This is a genomic window from Pseudomonas sp. PIC25 (genome assembly GCF_002286785.1).
In the GTDB taxonomy this organism is placed as follows: Bacteria; Pseudomonadota; Gammaproteobacteria; order Pseudomonadales; family Pseudomonadaceae; genus Pseudomonas_M.
The window spans coordinates 20,232-35,156 of record NZ_MUJY01000032.1; the positions used below are offsets into that span (position 1 = coordinate 20,232).

General features: G+C 66.4%; 17 protein-coding genes. 7 read left to right on the plus strand and 10 right to left on the minus strand.

The features are described 5' to 3' along the window. The 3 genes from BZL41_RS01360 to BZL41_RS01370 all read left to right on the plus strand — a co-directional run bounded on the left by BZL41_RS01360 (position 1) and on the right by BZL41_RS01370 (position 3,696). Positions 1-1,014: an AraC family transcriptional regulator gene (locus tag BZL41_RS01360; protein WP_095597636.1), complete on the plus strand. Its 1,014-nt coding sequence runs from the start codon at positions 1-3 to the stop codon at positions 1,012-1,014. After that, the gene (locus BZL41_RS01365) at positions 1,011-2,090 is read left to right on the plus strand and encodes an FAD-dependent oxidoreductase (protein WP_095597637.1); all 1,080 of its coding nucleotides are present in this window, start codon (positions 1,011-1,013) and stop codon (positions 2,088-2,090) included. The genes BZL41_RS01360 and BZL41_RS01365 overlap by 4 nt, the downstream gene beginning before the upstream one ends. A gap of 388 nt (positions 2,091-2,478) precedes the next feature. After that, on the plus strand, positions 2,479-3,696 hold the full coding sequence (locus tag BZL41_RS01370; RefSeq protein WP_371916465.1) for a methyl-accepting chemotaxis protein: 1,218 nt from the start codon (positions 2,479-2,481) through the stop codon (positions 3,694-3,696). 363 nt (positions 3,697-4,059) lie between these two features. Here BZL41_RS01370 and BZL41_RS01375 read toward each other — a convergent pair whose 3' ends face one another. Further along, a complete protein-coding gene (locus tag BZL41_RS01375) occupies positions 4,060-4,752 on the minus strand; it encodes a Crp/Fnr family transcriptional regulator (protein ID WP_095597639.1) in 693 nt (230 codons plus the stop codon). A 96-nt stretch (positions 4,753-4,848) separates the two neighbouring features. Between BZL41_RS01375 and BZL41_RS01380 the strand changes: the two genes are divergently transcribed. Then, entirely contained in the window at positions 4,849-5,373 is a 525-nt protein-coding gene (locus tag BZL41_RS01380) for a DUF962 domain-containing protein (RefSeq protein WP_095597640.1), read from the plus strand. Between the two features lie 13 nt (positions 5,374-5,386). Here BZL41_RS01380 and BZL41_RS01385 read toward each other — a convergent pair whose 3' ends face one another. Continuing rightward, entirely contained in the window at positions 5,387-6,139 is a 753-nt protein-coding gene (locus BZL41_RS01385; RefSeq protein WP_095597641.1) for a hypothetical protein, read from the minus strand. Positions 6,140-6,267: 128 nt separating this feature from the next. Further along, positions 6,268-7,080: a helix-turn-helix domain-containing protein gene (locus BZL41_RS01390; RefSeq protein ID WP_095597642.1), complete on the minus strand. Its 813-nt coding sequence runs from the start codon at positions 7,078-7,080 to the stop codon at positions 6,268-6,270. Positions 7,081-7,212: 132 nt separating this feature from the next. Between BZL41_RS01390 and BZL41_RS01395 the strand changes: the two genes are divergently transcribed. Beyond that, complete coding sequence (locus BZL41_RS01395) at positions 7,213-7,614, plus strand: hypothetical protein (RefSeq protein ID WP_095597643.1); 402 nt, start codon at positions 7,213-7,215, stop codon at positions 7,612-7,614. Between the two features lie 2 nt (positions 7,615-7,616). On the opposite strand, the gene BZL41_RS01400 is transcribed toward BZL41_RS01395, so the two are convergent. Together BZL41_RS01400 and BZL41_RS01405 are read right to left on the minus strand one after the other, a co-directional pair. Next, positions 7,617-8,369 (minus strand): sulfite exporter TauE/SafE family protein, encoded by a 753-nt coding sequence (locus BZL41_RS01400; protein ID WP_095597644.1) that lies wholly within the window; start codon positions 8,367-8,369, stop codon positions 7,617-7,619. Between the two features lie 11 nt (positions 8,370-8,380). Further along, complete coding sequence (locus BZL41_RS01405) at positions 8,381-8,737, minus strand: antibiotic biosynthesis monooxygenase (protein ID WP_095597645.1); 357 nt, start codon at positions 8,735-8,737, stop codon at positions 8,381-8,383. Positions 8,738-8,834: 97 nt separating this feature from the next. Here BZL41_RS01405 and BZL41_RS01410 point away from each other — a divergent pair, with 97 nt between their 5' ends. Next, a complete protein-coding gene (locus tag BZL41_RS01410) occupies positions 8,835-9,536 on the plus strand; it encodes a helix-turn-helix transcriptional regulator (RefSeq protein ID WP_095597646.1) in 702 nt (233 codons plus the stop codon). A gap of 92 nt (positions 9,537-9,628) precedes the next feature. On the opposite strand, the gene BZL41_RS01415 is transcribed toward BZL41_RS01410, so the two are convergent. The 5 genes from BZL41_RS01415 to oscA form a co-directional block, all read right to left on the minus strand. Further along, complete coding sequence (locus BZL41_RS01415) at positions 9,629-10,606, minus strand: sulfate/molybdate ABC transporter ATP-binding protein (protein WP_095597647.1); 978 nt, start codon at positions 10,604-10,606, stop codon at positions 9,629-9,631. A gap of 3 nt (positions 10,607-10,609) precedes the next feature. Continuing rightward, a complete protein-coding gene (gene cysW, locus BZL41_RS01420; RefSeq protein WP_095597648.1) occupies positions 10,610-11,470 on the minus strand; it encodes a sulfate ABC transporter permease subunit CysW in 861 nt (286 codons plus the stop codon). Positions 11,471-11,481: 11 nt separating this feature from the next. Beyond that, positions 11,482-12,300, minus strand: coding sequence for a sulfate ABC transporter permease subunit CysT (gene cysT / locus BZL41_RS01425; protein ID WP_095597649.1), 819 nt, complete (start codon positions 12,298-12,300; stop codon positions 11,482-11,484). A 95-nt stretch (positions 12,301-12,395) separates the two neighbouring features. Further along, positions 12,396-13,394, minus strand: coding sequence for a sulfate ABC transporter substrate-binding protein (locus BZL41_RS01430; RefSeq protein WP_095597650.1), 999 nt, complete (start codon positions 13,392-13,394; stop codon positions 12,396-12,398). A gap of 152 nt (positions 13,395-13,546) precedes the next feature. Then, positions 13,547-13,729: a sulfur starvation response protein OscA gene (gene oscA, locus BZL41_RS01435; protein ID WP_095597651.1), complete on the minus strand. Its 183-nt coding sequence runs from the start codon at positions 13,727-13,729 to the stop codon at positions 13,547-13,549. 338 nt (positions 13,730-14,067) lie between these two features. Between oscA and BZL41_RS01440 the strand changes: the two genes are divergently transcribed. After that, entirely contained in the window at positions 14,068-14,850 is a 783-nt protein-coding gene (locus BZL41_RS01440) for a MetQ/NlpA family ABC transporter substrate-binding protein (RefSeq protein WP_084339307.1), read from the plus strand. Positions 14,851-14,925: the final 75 nt, after the last annotated feature.

Here is a 14,925-nt window from a genome sequence, read left to right on the forward strand (position 1 = left end):
ATGACTGACGAACCCACCACCCTGGCCAGTTGGACGCGCGCCCTGCGCAAGCAGCTCGATGCCCTCGGCCTGGACAGCATCGCGCTGTGCCGAGAGGCTGGCCTCGACCCGGCGCTGATGGACGACCCCAACGCCCGCTACCCGCTCTCCGCCACCACCCGCCTGTGGCGGCTGGCGGTGCAGGCCAGCGGCGACCCCGCGCTGGGGCTGAAGGTCTCCCAGTACGTCGGCCCCACCACCTTCCACGCCCTGGGGTACGCCTTGATCGCCAGCGCCAGCCTGCTCGACGTGTTCGAGCGTATCGTGCGCTACCACAAGGTGGTCAGCGATGCCTCCGAGCTGGACTTGCGACAGGTCGGCGAGCGCTACGAATTCCGCCTGCAGGTGCCGCCGGGCGGACCCGAGCCGGCGCCCGAGGCGCTGGATGCCTTCGCCGCGATCTACGTACGCACCTGCCGCAACCGCCTGGGCCGCGACTACGCCCCGCTGGCGGTGTACTTGAGCCGGCCGCGTCCGGCCGACCCGCAACCCTGGCACGACGTGTTCCGCGCGCCGCTGCATTTCGGCGCTACGGAGACCCTGCTGCAGTTCGCCCGCGCCGACTTCGAGCGGCCCCTGGAGGATGCCAACCCGGAACTCGCCCTGCACAACGAGGCAGTGCTGGAGCGCACCCTCGAACAACTCCAGCCGCCCACTTGGCAGCGCAAGGTGCGCACCTGCCTGGAAGCACAGTTGCCCAACGGCGAACCGTCCGCCGAGTGGATCGCCCAGGCCCTGCACCTGAGCCTGCGCAGCCTGCAACGCCACCTGGCCGACGAGGGCGTGAGCTACGAGAGCCTGCTCAACGACACCCGCCAGGCCCTGGCCCTGCGCCACATGCGCGACCCCCGCTGCTCCATCAGCGAGATCGCCTACCTGCTCGGCTTCGCCGACACCAGCAGCTTCAGCCGCGCCTTCAAGCGTTGGACAGGACAGTCGCCGAGCCAATACCGCGAGGGATTGCTGCGCCCGTGAGCCTCTACGACCTGTTATTGGTGGGCGCCGGCCATGCCCACCTCGGCGTGCTGCGCCGCTGGGCCAACGGGGTGGCGCCGCCAAGACGCATCGGATTGCTCAGCGCAACGCCCGAGGCCTGGTACTCCGGCATGCTGCCGGGGCTGCTGGCCGGGCGTTACCGGGCGGAAGACTGCCGCATCCCCCTGGCGCCCTTGTGCCGTGCCGCCGGTGTCGAACTGCTCATCGGCGAAGTCCACGCGCTGGCGGCGGACGAGCGCGCGTTGCAATTGGTCGATGGCCCAACCCTGGCGGCGTCCTGGCTGTCGCTCAACGTCGGTGCCGGGGTGGCTGCACCGCCCCGGCGCGGCGACGTCATGGAGGTGCTGGCGGTGAAGCCCTTCGCCGATTTCCTCGCCGGCTGGGAACGCTGGCGGGCCGAGCCGCAGCGGCTGGCGATCCTTGGCGGTGGCGCGGCGGCAGTCGAACTGGCGCTGGCACTGGCCGGCCAAGTGCCGGGGCTGGCGCTGTTCTGTGCCGATGCGCTGCTCGCCAACCTGGCGCCGGGCCTGCGCCTGCGCGCCCTCGGGCATTTGCGCGCACGCAGGGTTCAGGTTCGCGAACATTGTCCGATAACCTCCATAGACGACGAGTGGCTGCTCAGCGGCGAGGAGCCGGTGTGGCGTGGTGGGCGCCTGCTGCTGGCCAGCGGCGCGGCGGCGCTCCCCTGGATATCCCGGAGCGGGCTGGAATGCGACAGCGCGGGTTTCGCGCGGATCGCCTCCACCTTGCAGAGCCTGTCGCATCCGCAGATTTACGTCGTGGGCGATTGCGCGAGCCTGCCCGGTGCGCGCAGAAGCGGTGTCTATGCTGTACGCCAGGGGCCGGTGCTCGCCGCCAACCTGAATGCGGCGCTCTGCGGTGGGGCTTTGCGCGTCTACCGGCCGCAGCGGCGCAGCCTGGCGCTGCTGGCTACCGGCGACGGCGGCGCGCTGCTCGGCTGGGATGACTGGAGCGCCGGCGGCCGTGCTTGCGGCTGGTGGAAAGACCGGCTCGATCGAGGATTTATCCGGCGTCACCGCTTCCCGGAGCGATGATGCCGACGGGAAAAACAACAAGAGGTCCATCATGCGTCCTGCCTTCATCGGTCATCCCGTTGCCTGCCTGATCCACGCGCTGGGGCTGGCCGCCTTGATGCTGGTCTACCAGCGGATGCAACTGCCTCTGTACGTGAGTATCCCGTCGTTCCTGCTGCTGGCGCTCTGGCCCTGGCTGGGGCCCTGGCAGCGTTCGACGGAAGAGGGCTCGCACGGACCGAAGTCGGACGGTGGGCCGACGTTCGATCAATTGAGCGCCAACCTCTCCCGGCACACCAGCCAGAATGCCCTGTCGGCGGCGAAGGTAGCCTTCAGCGTGCAGCAGTTGGCGAACAAACTGAAATCGCAGATGGGCGCGGTGGACCAGGTTACCGGCGGCGCCGAGGCGATGACCGCCACCGAGCAGGACAGCGCCCGGCTCGCCCAGCAGACCCTCGCCGCAGCGCAGTCGGTGCGCCAGAGCAGTGCCAGCGGGCAGGGCGAACTGCAACGAGCTATCGCCCGCATGCAATCGCTGAGCGCACAGACCACGGCCAGCCGCGAGCTGATCGACGGCCTGAGCGCGCGCACCGAGCAGATCCAGCAGGTCACCTCGGTGATTCAATCCATTGCCAGCCAGACCAACCTGCTGGCCCTCAACGCCGCCATCGAGGCGGCCCGTGCCGGCGAGCAGGGGCGCGGCTTCGCGGTGGTCGCCGACGAGGTGCGCAGCCTGGCCGGGCGCACCGCCAGCGCCACCGAAGAGGTCGGGCAGATGGTTGCCGATATCCGCCAACAGAGCAGCGCGGTGGTGGCACATATCCAGCAGCAGGCCAGCGAATTGGACCAGGCGGCACAACAGATCGAGGAAACCGGGCAGCATCTGCAAGGGATCGCCGGGCTGGCAGGGGAGGTGGAAGAACAGGTGGCGCAGATCACCGCGGGTACCGAGAGCAACCACCAGCGGCTGGCCAGCCTCTTCGAGGCGCTGGAGCAACTGCGCGCCGACGCCCATGCCAGCGAAGCGCAGACCCGCCAGCTCGGCGAGGCGGCGGCGCAACTGGTGGCCCAGGCCGAGACGGTCAGCGAGCAACTGGCTGAAGTGCGTCTGGACGATTACCACCAGCGCGTTTTCGACCTCGCCCGCGAGGGCGCGGCGGCCATCGCCGCGAGGTTCGAGGCCGACCTGGCGGCGGGGCGGATTCGCCTGGACGACCTGTTCGACCGCAACTACCAGCCAATCCCCAACACCCACCCGACCAAGTACCGCACCCGCTTCGACGAATACACCGACCAGGTCCTGCCCGAGATCCAGGAGCCGTTGCTGCAACGCCATGACGGACTGGTCTTCGCCATCGCCACCACTCCGGAAGGCTACGTGCCGACCCACAACCGTGCCTTCGCCCACCCGCAGACCGGCGACCCCAAGGTGGACATGCTGAAGAGCCGCAGCAAGCGCCTGTTCAACGACCGCACCGGCGCTCGCTGCGGCAGCCACCAGCAGCGCCTGCTGCTACAGACCTACATGCGCGACACCGGCGAGCTGATGCATGACCTTTCCGTGCCCATTTTTGTCCAGGGCCGGCACTGGGGCGGCTTGCGCATGGGGTATCGGCCGGAGCGTTGAGACGAAACCTGTAGGGGCGAATTCATTCGCCCGGCGGTGCTTGATCATGCACCTGACAACCAAATAGATGGGCTTTGTCTGCGCCAAGCGTTGTTGGAAAGTTCTGAGCCAAACCGATTGCTGGGTTTCTCCGAGATATCTTGTTTCGCCCCCCGGCGAGTTACTTCTGGCAGCCGCCCCAGAAGTAACCAAGAGGGCTTGCCCCGGCATCCGAACTAGGCGTCCCCGCCCGGCTTCGCCGGGGTTCCCTCGCTCCATCGCCGTTCCGGGGAGCCGGCGCGAAGGGCCATCCCTGGCCAATCGCGCCTCTCGCGGCATCCATGCCGCTCGTCCCCCTACACGACAGGCAGAGCTATGAGTTCTCTACGGTCCGGTCGCCGCCAAACGCAACCCATCCAGATCGACGATCTCGATCTCGCCATAGCCGAGGCGGACGATGCCCTGGGCTTCCAAGTCCTTGAGAATCTGGTTGGTGGTCTGGCGGGAGATGGCCAGCATCAGGGCCAGTTGTTCCTGGGCCAGTTGCAGGGTACGACGAGGGCCGCTGGCGTCGCCGTAGCCTTCGGCGATCATCAGCAGGCGACGGGCCAGGCGCGGGGCGGCGGGGAACAGGCTCATTTCTTCCAGGGCGATGAAGGCCAGGCGCAGCTTCTGGCTCATCAGTAGGGCGAAGTCGCGCCAGTGCCGTGGCTCCTGTTCGAGCAAGGCGAGCAGCGCTACCTGAGGCACCTGCAACAGCACCGTCGCGCCTTCGGCGTAGGCGTCATGGGTACGTGGCTGGCCGTCGAACAGCGAAATCTCGCCGAACCAGTAGGGTGGCTCGACCAGCGTCAGCAGCGCCTCCTTGCCGCTCTGCGCCACCGCGCCGATGCGGATCGCCCCCTCCACCACCGCATAGAGCCCGCACGGCTTGTCGCCCCGGCTGAACAGCCGCTGCCCCGCATCCAGCCGCCGCACCTGGGCAGCGCCCAGCAGGCTGTCCTGCAACGACGTCGGCAGGCCGCTGAACCAGTGGCCGTTCAACAGCCGTTCACGGTAGAGGGTTGCGTCGCTCATCGGAGGCTCCGGAGGTTTGTCGGCTAGCTGACAGAGCATGGAAGGAGGGTGGGGCCATCATGCCCGGACCTGCCTTGCCGAGGAGAACAAAAAAACATGAAGACACTCATCGATCATCTGGCCCAGTACGCGGCCTATCACCGCGACCGGCGCAACATCGCCACCCATTTCGTCGGTATTCCCATGATAGTCGTGGCGGTCGCCGTGCTGCTGTCGCGTCCCGGTTTCGACCTGGCCGGATTCTGGTTGTCGCCGGCGGCCGTGGTGGCGCTGGCCGCAGCGGTGTTCTATGTCCGCCTGGACCTGCGCTTCGGTGTGGTCATGACCCTGTTGCTGCTGCTGAGCCTGTGGGCCGGCCAGGTGCTGGCGGCGCAAACCACCCTGGTCTGGCTGAGCGGCGGGCTGGCGTTGTTCGTGGTCGGCTGGATCATCCAGTTCGTCGGCCATTATTACGAAGGCCGCAAGCCGGCGTTCGTCGACGACCTTGTCGGCCTGATCGTCGGCCCGCTGTTCGTGGTGGCCGAGCTGGGTTTCCTGCTCGGTCTGCGCGACGAGGTCCGTCGCGCAGTGGAAGAGCGTGCCGGCCCGACCTGCATCCGCGAGCGCAAGGCCACAGCCTGAAGCGAGCCGGGGGTCAGCTTCCCGGGTTCAGCGCCATCAACTGCGTGCTCAGGGAGCGCGCGTTACGGTCCACGGTGGTCGGCGCGAAAGGCCGCCCGGAGGCGCTGACCAGCGCGTTGCTCTGGCTGTTCATGTCCATCAGCGCGGCGCGCAGGTATTTCCAGCGGGTCTGCAATTTCACCGCCTTGGGATTGGCCTTGGTATCCAGGGCGGCCAGTTCGTTGTCCAGCGCCGGGACCAACTGGCGCTCGTCCTGGCCGAGATAGGTGTCCGGCTGTTCCCGGGCGATTTCGAAGGTGCCGATGTAGGACCGGCTGAGGTATTGCACGGCGAGGTATTCCAGCTTGGCCGGCAGCTCGTCCTGCGGATTGGCGCCGGGTTCCGCGCGGGCGGCGGTGAGGAAGTCGCGCAGCGACTTGGCCAGCTCCTGCGGATAGCGCCAGGGCATGTTCTCGTCCCCCGGCCCGAAGGCCACCCCCCTTCTCAATTGCGCAACCAGTTGTAGCTGGTGCTGGCGCAGCTCCGCGCTGGCCTGGGGCAGGCCGCGCATCGCCTCGTCGAGGGCGCGGATGTCGTTTTCCAGGCGCGCCGCGTGACTCTCCTGGAAGCCTTCGCCGCGCAGCAGCAGCAGGCTGCCGGTGGCACGGCAGGCATGGACCTGAATCTGGGTAAGCGGTGTGCTTTCGGCGAAAACCGGCAGGGAAAGGCTAGCCAGGCAGACCAGCAGCCAGGCGAAGAAGCGAACGCGTGTAGACCTGCGATACATCCGGGTGCTCCTTTTTTATTGTTGTGAGCAGCGTTGGACCGTCCGTGTGACAGTGTGCACAGACTACTGTCCCGCTGGCTATCTGGAATGACCCGAAAGAGTGATTTCTTCAGGAATCACCCTCGCCCTCAAACCTGAGGCGCGAGTTGCCGTAGCACTGCCGCGGTTGCCGCATCGGCGGGAAAAAAGGTTTCCAGGGTCAGTTCGGCGAGGGTGACGTCCACGGCGGTCCCGAACACCGTAGTGGTGCTGATCAGGCTGAGCAGACCAAGATCGCTGTGCAGTTGCAGCGGTACCACCATCGGCAGCGGCGCGTTCTCGTCGCGAGGTGCCGGCGGCGGTGCGGGAAATGTGGCGAGTTCCTCCAGCAGCGCGGCCAATTGCGGGTCGGCGCTGATCTCCAGATCGCGGCGCAGGCGTGCCAGCAGGTGTTCGCGCCATAGCGCCAGGTTAGCGATGCGCGGCGCCAGCCCCTGTGGATGCAGGCTCAGGCGCAGTACGTTGAGCGGCGGTTTCAGCAGTTCCTCGGGCAGGCCGGCGAGAAATGGCGCGACACAGCGGTTCGCCGCCAGCAGGTTCCAGTGGCGATCCACGGCCAGGGCCGGGTAGGGCTCGTGGGCCTTGAGCAGCACCTCGACTGCTTCGCGCGCGGCGCCGAGCGCCGGGTCGTCCAGCCGGTGCTGCGGGAACAGCGGAGCGAAGCCGGCAGCCACCAGCAACTGGTTGCGCTCGCGCAGCGGAATGTCCAGTTGTTCGGCCAAGTGCAGCAAGAGTTGCCGGCTCGGCTGGGCTCGGCCGGTTTCGACGAAACTCAGGTGGCGCGTGGAAATGTCCGCCTCACAGGCCAGATCGAGCTGGCTCAGGCGACGGCGCTGGCGCCACTGGCGGAGCAGGGCGCCGACCGGGGCGAACTGGCGGGTGTGGGCGATGGCGGTGTTCATGGTTCGAGACGATAGACCAGGGGCGGCCGGGCGGCCATTACCTGGCAGGTAATCGACGTCATGACCCGCTCGGGAGAATCTGTGGCCAAGGCGCCAGACGGCGCCTTCCCACTCGTTCAGGAGGATCTCGTCATGACTCATCTGCAACCCTCTCCGCTGCTGCGTCGTGCCCTGCTGCTGGATGCCGCCGCCAGCGGCGCCACCGGCCTGCTGATGTCGCTGGCCGCCGGCTGGCTGACCGAATGGCTCGGCCTGCCTTTCGAACTGCTGCTGGGGGCCGGCGTCAGCCTGCTGCCGTTCGCCCTGGTGCTGGCCTGGTTGAGCAACCGCGACACCCTGCAGCGCGGCTGGATCTGGGCGGTAATAGCAGTCAACGCGCTATGGGTGGCCGACAGTGTGCTGCTGTTGATTGGTGGCTGGGTAGCGCCGACTGTGCTCGGGTATGTCTTCGTCATCGGCCAGGCGCTGGTGGTAGCGTTGTTCGCCGAGCTGGAGTTCTTCGGCCTGAAGCGTTCGCAGCCGGCGTTTGCCTAGTGTCAGAACAGCCCGCGCAGGCTGAGATCGGCGCCGAGCACCAGCAAGCCGCAGAAAAACCAGCGGCGGAAGCGCTCGGCGCTGATCCTGCGGCGCAGCCGTTGGCCGCCGGCCATGCCCAGCAGGGCCGGCAGCAACGCCAGCAGCGACACCCCGAGCACCGCCGGTTGCAGCAGATCGCCCCTGTGGCCGAGGCTCACCGCCAGGGCCAGGGTGGACATGCTGAACGACAGCCCCAGCGCCTGCACCAGTTCGTCCTTCTCCAGACCGATCGCCTGCAGATAAGGCACTGCCGGGATCACGAAAACGCCGGTCACCGCCGTAATGGCGCCCGTGACCGTACCGATCAGCGGCGCCAGCCACCGCTCGTTCGCCGCCGATACGCTGAAGCGTACCGAAGCGAGGCCAAGCACGGCATAGACCACCAGGGCGATGCCCAGCCAGCGGGTCGCACCGGGCAGTTCGGCGGCATTCACCAGGGCACTCATGCCCCAGGTGCCGACAGCGATGCCGGCCAGCATCGGCCAGAGCCGCACCAACATGGCGAAGGGGCTGCGACCATCGGCGAGTTGCCAGATGTTGGTCACCATCGACGGGACGATCAGCAGCGCCGCGGCTTGCATCGGCGGCATCACCAGGCCGAGCAGTCCGACCGAGATGGTCGGCAACCCAAGCCCGACCACCCCCTTCACGGTGCCGGCGAGCAGGAAGGTGAACAGGATCAGCGGCCAGTAGGTGGAAAACGATTCGTACATGGCGGCGTTCCTTATCCCTGGACAGCGGCGTGATGGCGAAGGCTATCGACCGGTGCCTGCTCGCGGTCGTGCATGCCGTAGTCGCGGCTCACCGTGGCCACGCGCAGGCGGTAATCGGCGAACAGCGTCCCGCGCCCGGCGGCCTGGGCATGCCGGTGCGCTTCCTGGCGGCGCCAGGCGGCGACGGCCGCTTCGTCGCGCCAGAACGACAGCGAGAGGGTCTTGCCCGGCGTGCTCAGGCTCTCGAAGCGCTCTACCGAGATCAGGCCGTCCTGGTCCGCCAGCAGCGAGCGCAGTTCGGCGGCGAGGTCGAGGTAATCCTGGCGACGCCCGGGATGGGCCTGGGCTTCGAATATCACGGCAATCATGGCGTGGCTCCTTTTCGTCGGCGCCGGCTGGCGCGTTGCGGGTTTCGGGGCCAGTATCCCTTCCACGTGCATGGGATGTTTCGTCGTGAGGTGAACTATGGATTACACACCGGGTATCAGCCAGGTCGCCGGGTTGCTCGCCGATCCCGGACGGGCGGCGATGATCTGGGCGCTGATGGACGGCAGTGCGCGGCCTGCCGGGGAACTGGCGCTGTTGGCCGGGCTGTCGCCGTCTTCCACCAGCGGGCATCTGGCCAAGCTGACCGAGGGCGGCCTGCTGGTGCAGGAAACCCATGGGCGCAACCGCTACTACAAGCTCGCCGGGCCGGAGGTGGGGCAGGTGGTCGAGGCCCTGGCCAGCGCCGCCCTGGCCGCGCAGCCGCGCAAGCCCCGGCCGATCCCCGTGTCGCGCGGCACGCCGCTGGCCCTGCGCGAAGCGCGGACCTGCTACGACCACCTCGCCGGCGAACTGGCGGTGGGGCTGTTCGAACGTATGGCCGGTGCCGGCTGGCTGGTGCAGGACGGCAAGCAGGTGGTGGTCACCGACCTTGGTAACGCCGGCCTGAGCGCCCTGGGCATCGACCTTGGCAGCGTGGGGCGGCGCCGTCGGCAATTGGCCTGCGCCTGCCCCGACTGGAGCGAGCGCAAACCACACCTGGGCGGCGCGCTCGGTGCGGCGCTCCTGGACACCTGCAAGCAGGCCGGCTGGCTACGCGCCTCCAACGGCTCCCGGGCGTTGCACGTATCGCCGGAAGGTCGCCGGGCTATCGGCCGGATCGCTGCGCAGGCGGATGCCTAGGGCGGGAACGGATTTATCCGCCCAACGAGGCTTGGGTGGGCGAATGAATTCGTCCCTACGCGGAGTAGCACGCCGGAGGGGCTTCTTCGCGGTCAGGGCCGAAGGCCGGCATTCGGCCGGAAATACAGCGTCTCGCCACGGAGCAGCCCGGCGAGGCTGGCGTGGTCCTTGGTCACTTCGGCTTCGATCGGTTCGTCCTGGCCGGATACCTTCAGGGTCACCCGGGTGATGGCACCCAGCGGGCGGATGTCGCGCACTTCCGCCGGCCGGTGATCGGCGATGGCCTGCCGCGACAGCGACACCTCATGCGGCCGGAACAGCAGGTGGTTTTCGCCCACATGCAGGCGGTTGGCGTCGCCGAGGAAGTGGTAGACGAAGTCGCTGGCCGGGTTGTCGTAGACCTCGCCAGGCGCGCCGACCTGTTCGATTACGCCCTTGTTCATCACCACGATGCGGTCGGCGACCTCCATGGCTTCCTCCTGGTCATGGGTGACGAACACGCTGGTCAGATGCACTTCTTCATGCAACCGCGCAAGCCAGCGGCGCAGCTCCTTGCGCACCTTGGCGTCGAGGGCGCCGAAGGGCTCATCGAGCAGCAGCACCTTGGGCTCCACCGCCAAGGCGCGTGCCAGGGCGATGCGCTGGCGCTGGCCGCCGGAGAGCTGCTCCGGGTAGCGGTCGGCGAGCCAGTCGAGCTGCACCAGACCGAGCAGTTCGTGGACCTTGGCGGCAATCGCCGTTTCGCTCGGCCGCTCGCGGCGGGGTTTCATGCGCAGGCCGAAGGCGACGTTGTCGAACACCGTCATGTGGCGGAATAGCGCATAGTGCTGAAAGACGAAGCCGACGTTGCGGTCGCGTACGTCTCGCGCCGAGACGTCCTCGCCATGGAACACGATGCTACCGGTGTCCGGCGTTTCCAGGCCGGCGATGATCCGCAGCAGGGTGGTCTTGCCGCAGCCGGACGGGCCGAGCAGGGCGACCAGTTCGCCGCTGTGGATATTCAGGTCGATGTCGCGCAGCGCCTGGAAGGTACCGAAGCGTTTGTTGACCTGTTTGATCTCAATGGACATGGCTCATTCCCCGCGGTTGGCATTCACGTGGCGTTCGCTCCACTGCTTGAGCAGCAGGATGAACAGCGCCAGCAGCAGCAACAGGCTGGCGACGCTGAAGGCAGCGATGTGGTTGTATTCGTTGTAGAGAATCTCGACGTGCAGCGGCAGCGTGTTGGTGACCCCGCGGATATGCCCGGAGACCACCGACACCGCGCCGAACTCGCCCATGGCGCGGGCGGTGCAGAGCACCACGCCGTAGATCAGGCCCCAGCGGATGTTCGGCAGGGTGACGTGCCAGAACATCTGCCAGCCATTGGCGCCGAGCAGGCGCGCGGCTTCCTCCTCCTGGGTGCCCTGCTCCTGCATCAGCGGGACCAGCTCTCGGGCGACGAAGGGCACGGTGACGAACAGGGTGGCGAGGACGATCCCCGGCACGGCGAAAACGATCTGGATGTCGTGCTCGCGCAGCCAGGGCCCGAACCAGCCCTGGGCGCCGAACATCAGCACGTAGATCAGGCCGGCGATCACCGGCGACACCGAGAACGGCAGGTCGATCAGGGTGACCAGCAGGCTCTTGCCGCGGAATTCGTACTTGCTCACGCACCAGGCGGCGGCCACGCCGAACAGCATGTTCAGCGGGACCGAGATGCCCACGGCGATCAGCGTGAGTTTCAGCGCGGCGAGGGCGTCCGGCTCGAGAAGGGCGGAGAAGAAAGTGCCGAAGCCCTGCTTCAGTGCCTCGGCCAGCACCACCAGCAATGGCAGCAGCAGGAACAGGGCGAACACCAGCCAGGCGCCGGCGATCAGCAGTCGCCGGCCCCAGGTCCGGCTGCGGCGGACGGCCTGGGACGAAGAGGCGGCGGTCAGGGTGAGGGATGACATGATGGGCCTCCTCAGGGGGTGGAAATGCGCCGCTGCAGCAGGTTGATCAGCAGCAGCAGGAGGAAGGAGACCACCAGCATCAGCACGCCGATGGCAGTGGCGCCGGCATAGTCGTATTGGTCCAGCTTGACCATGATCAGCAGCGGCAGAATCTCGGTCTTCATCGGCATGTTGCCGGCGATGAAGATCACCGAGCCGTACTCGCCGACACCGCGGGCGAAGGCCAGGGCGAAGCCGGTCAGCCAGGCTGGCAGCAGTGCCGGCAGCAGCACGTGACGGAACACCTGCCAGGGCTTGGCGCCCAGGCAGGACGCGGCTTCCTCGACTTCCCGGGGGATGTCGGCGAGCACCGGTTGCAGGGTCCGCACCACGAAGGGCAGGGTGACGAAGGTCAGCGCCAGGGTGATGCCCAGCGGGGTGTAGGCGATCTTGAAACCCAGCTCGGCGGCGATGCGGCCCACCGGCCCGGCCGGTGCGTACAGGGCCGCCAGGGCAATGCCGGCGACCGCCGTGGGCAGGGCGAACGGCAGGTCGATCATGGCTTCGATCAGCTTGCGCCCGGGGAAGCGGTAGCGCACCAGCACCCAGGCCAGCAGGGTGCCGATCACACCGTTGAGCACGGCGGCCAGCAACGCGGTGCCGAAGCTCAGGCGCAGCGCCGCCAGGACGCGAGGCGCGCCGATCACGGCGATGAATTGCTCCCAGCTCAGCTGGGCGGTCTTGAGGAACAGCGCACCCAGGGGAATCAGCACCAACAGGCTGAGATACACCAGGGTGTAACCCAGCGTCAGCCCGAAGCCGGGTATGACGGGGGAGATACGGCGGGACATAGGACCTCAGCGGAAAGCGCCAAGCTGCAAGCGACACATAGGTGCCACAGCGACAAACCCGCTTGCAGCTCGAGGCTTGTCGCTTACGGCTGCTCTTATTGCGCTTGGTAGATCTGATCGAACACGCCGCCATCGTTGAAGAACTTCGGCTGGGCCTGCTTCCAGCCGCCGAAGGCGCCGTCGATGGTGACCAGCTTCAACGGCGGGAACTGGCTGGCGAACTCGGCGGCGACCTTCTCGTTGCGCGGACGGTAGAAGTTCTGCGCGGCGATGCGCTGGCCTTCCTCGCTGTAGAGATAGTTCAGGTAGGCCTCGGCGACCGCCCGGGTGCCTTTCTTCTCGACGTTCTTGTCGACTACCGCCACCGGCGGTTCGGCGAGGATCGACAGGCTCGGCGCGACGATCTCGAAGTGCTCGCCACCCTGTTCCTTGAGCGCCAGGAAGGCCTCGTTCTCCCAGGCCAGCAGGACGTCGCCGATCTGGTTGTTGACGAAGGTGATGGTCGAGCCGCGGGCGCCGGTGTCCAGCACCGGGACGTTCTTGTAGAGCTTCTCGACGAAGGCCTTGGCCTGCTCCTCGCTGCCGTATTTCTGCTGCGCGAAGGCCCAGGCGGCGAGGAAGTTCCAGCGGGCGCCGCCGGAAGTCTTCGGATTCGGGGTGATCACTTCCACGCCGGGCTTGACCAGGTCGTCCCAGTCCTTGATGCCTTTCGGGTTGCCCTTGCGCACCAGGAATACGATGGTGGAGGTGTAGGGGGTGCTGGCGTCGGGCAGGCGGCTCTGCCAGTCCTCGGGAATCAGGTTGCCGAGCTTGTGCAGCTCGTCGATGTCGCCCGCCAGGGCCAGGGTGACCACGTCGGCGCGCAGGCCATCGATCACGGCACGTGCCTGCTTGCCGGAGCCGCCGTGGGACTGCTGGACAGTGACCGGCTCGTGGCCTTCGGCCTGCCAGTATTTGTTGAACGCGGCGTTGAACGCCTGGTACAGCTCGCGGGTGGGGTCGTAGGAAACGTTGAGGATTTCCGTCGCGGCCAGCGCGGGCGCGGCGATGAAAGCACTGGCCAGGGTAGCCAGGGCGAAACGGCGAATGGACATGGTGCAGCTCCTGAAAACTTATTGGTGTGTTGGCTAGGGGCTCGGTCAAGGCCGCATTCGCGGTCGACAGCTGCAGTACCGGTGCGTGTTCATGCGTAGGCTCGGTTTCATGGTCACGCCCTCCGGTTGTCCAGTCGGGCTTGTGGGTTACGTCAGGATTGCTTGGTCGGTGCCTGCAGGCGGAATTTTTCCTTCCGCTCGATCTGCACCACCTGGGCGTTGTGCACGGTGATTTCCACCGAGCCGAATCGCAGGCCACGCAGGGCACTGCGGATTTCGCGCAGGATGCTTTCCTCGTCCTGGCCTTCCAGGCTGCGAAGGGTCGTCGCGCTCATGGTGTCGCTCCTGTTGGGTTGCGCTTGTGCAAAGGCTGAGCCGGGCGACCGGCGTGGTGCGGATAGTAGGAGCGGCTGAGATATTTCTAAAAATATTGTTTATGAATTTTTATATAACAAATAGGAATTAAAAGGTGTAGAGAATCGCAACGCCGCGGATTGAAGCCGTTTCAGGCTGTTCGGGCGTTTCTTAATATCTATTAAGAATATAAAAATGAAAAAACAGTATTTATGGGGAATAACAAATCTCCGTATTGTCCGGCCTTACCCGGCTCATCCATTGCCGGCTTCTTCTACCGGTCGCATGGCGCGGCTGAACCGACGAGAAGGATTCTTCGATGAAAAAAACGTTGCTTTTGACGGCCTTGGCGGCCGCGTTATCCGCTGGCCTGGCGGCTGCCGGGGAAAAGCTGAGCGTGGCCGCAACGCCAGTGCCGCATGCGGAAATCCTCGAACTGATCAAGCCGCAGTTGGCGAAGGAGGGCATCGATCTGGAAGTGAAGGTCTTCACCGACTACGTGCAACCGAACTTGCAGGTGGATCAGAAGCGCCTCGATGCCAACTATTTTCAGACCAAGCCCTACCTGGATAACTTCAACGCCGGCAAGGGCACTCATCTGGTGATCGTCCAGGGTGTGCACGTGGAGCCGTTCGGCGGCTACTCGCGTCGCTACACCTCGCTCGAGCAATTGCCGGAGGGCGCCACTATCGCCATCCCCAACGAGGGCAGCAACAGCGGCCGCGCACTGTTGCTGTTGCAAAAGGCCGGTCTGCTGACGCTGAAGGACCCGGACAACGCCCTGGCGACGCCCAAGGACATCGCCGCGAATCCCAAGGGGTTCAAGTTCAAGGAGCTGGAAGCGGCTCTGCTGCCGCGCGTGCTGGATCAGGTGGACCTGGCGCTGATCAACACCAACTACGCGCTGGAAGCCAAGCTCAATCCGGCCAGGGATGCCCTGGTCATCGAAGACAGCACCTCGCCCTACGTGAACTATCTGGTAGCGCGACCGGATAACAAGGACAGCGAGGCGTTGAAAAAGCTTTCCGCCGCCCTGACCAGTCCCGAAGTGAAAGCCTTCATCGAAAGCCGTTATGCCGGTGCGGTGGTGCCGGCGTTCTGATCTCCCATGCGCGGCGTATTCCGTGCTACTCCTCACGCCGGCGAGCGCTATGATCGTCGGCGTCTTTTTCTGCGC

What these genes read in the sequence shown, in the direction of transcription:
- BZL41_RS01360 (WP_095597636.1), top strand. Translation starts at nt 1, where the DNA reads ATGACTGACGAACCCACCACCCTGGCCAGTTGGACGCGCGCCCTGCGC.
- BZL41_RS01370 (WP_371916465.1), top strand. Translation starts at nt 2,479, where the DNA reads ATGACCGCCACCGAGCAGGACAGCGCCCGGCTCGCCCAGCAGACCCTC.
- BZL41_RS01375 (WP_095597639.1), bottom strand. Translation starts at nt 4,752, where the DNA reads ATGAGCGACGCAACCCTCTACCGTGAACGGCTGTTGAACGGCCACTGG.
- BZL41_RS01380 (WP_095597640.1), top strand. Translation starts at nt 4,849, where the DNA reads ATGAAGACACTCATCGATCATCTGGCCCAGTACGCGGCCTATCACCGC.
- BZL41_RS01385 (WP_095597641.1), bottom strand. Translation starts at nt 6,139, where the DNA reads ATGTATCGCAGGTCTACACGCGTTCGCTTCTTCGCCTGGCTGCTGGTC.
- BZL41_RS01390 (WP_095597642.1), bottom strand. Translation starts at nt 7,080, where the DNA reads ATGAACACCGCCATCGCCCACACCCGCCAGTTCGCCCCGGTCGGCGCC.
- BZL41_RS01395 (WP_095597643.1), top strand. Translation starts at nt 7,213, where the DNA reads ATGACTCATCTGCAACCCTCTCCGCTGCTGCGTCGTGCCCTGCTGCTG.
- BZL41_RS01400 (WP_095597644.1), bottom strand. Translation starts at nt 8,369, where the DNA reads ATGTACGAATCGTTTTCCACCTACTGGCCGCTGATCCTGTTCACCTTC.
- BZL41_RS01405 (WP_095597645.1), bottom strand. Translation starts at nt 8,737, where the DNA reads ATGATTGCCGTGATATTCGAAGCCCAGGCCCATCCCGGGCGTCGCCAG.
- BZL41_RS01410 (WP_095597646.1), top strand. Translation starts at nt 8,835, where the DNA reads ATGGATTACACACCGGGTATCAGCCAGGTCGCCGGGTTGCTCGCCGAT.
- BZL41_RS01415 (WP_095597647.1), bottom strand. Translation starts at nt 10,606, where the DNA reads ATGTCCATTGAGATCAAACAGGTCAACAAACGCTTCGGTACCTTCCAG.
- cysW (WP_095597648.1), bottom strand. Translation starts at nt 11,470, where the DNA reads ATGTCATCCCTCACCCTGACCGCCGCCTCTTCGTCCCAGGCCGTCCGC.
- cysT (WP_095597649.1), bottom strand. Translation starts at nt 12,300, where the DNA reads ATGTCCCGCCGTATCTCCCCCGTCATACCCGGCTTCGGGCTGACGCTG.
- BZL41_RS01430 (WP_095597650.1), bottom strand. Translation starts at nt 13,394, where the DNA reads ATGTCCATTCGCCGTTTCGCCCTGGCTACCCTGGCCAGTGCTTTCATC.
- oscA (WP_095597651.1), bottom strand. Translation starts at nt 13,729, where the DNA reads ATGAGCGCGACGACCCTTCGCAGCCTGGAAGGCCAGGACGAGGAAAGC.
- BZL41_RS01440 (WP_084339307.1), top strand. Translation starts at nt 14,068, where the DNA reads ATGAAAAAAACGTTGCTTTTGACGGCCTTGGCGGCCGCGTTATCCGCT.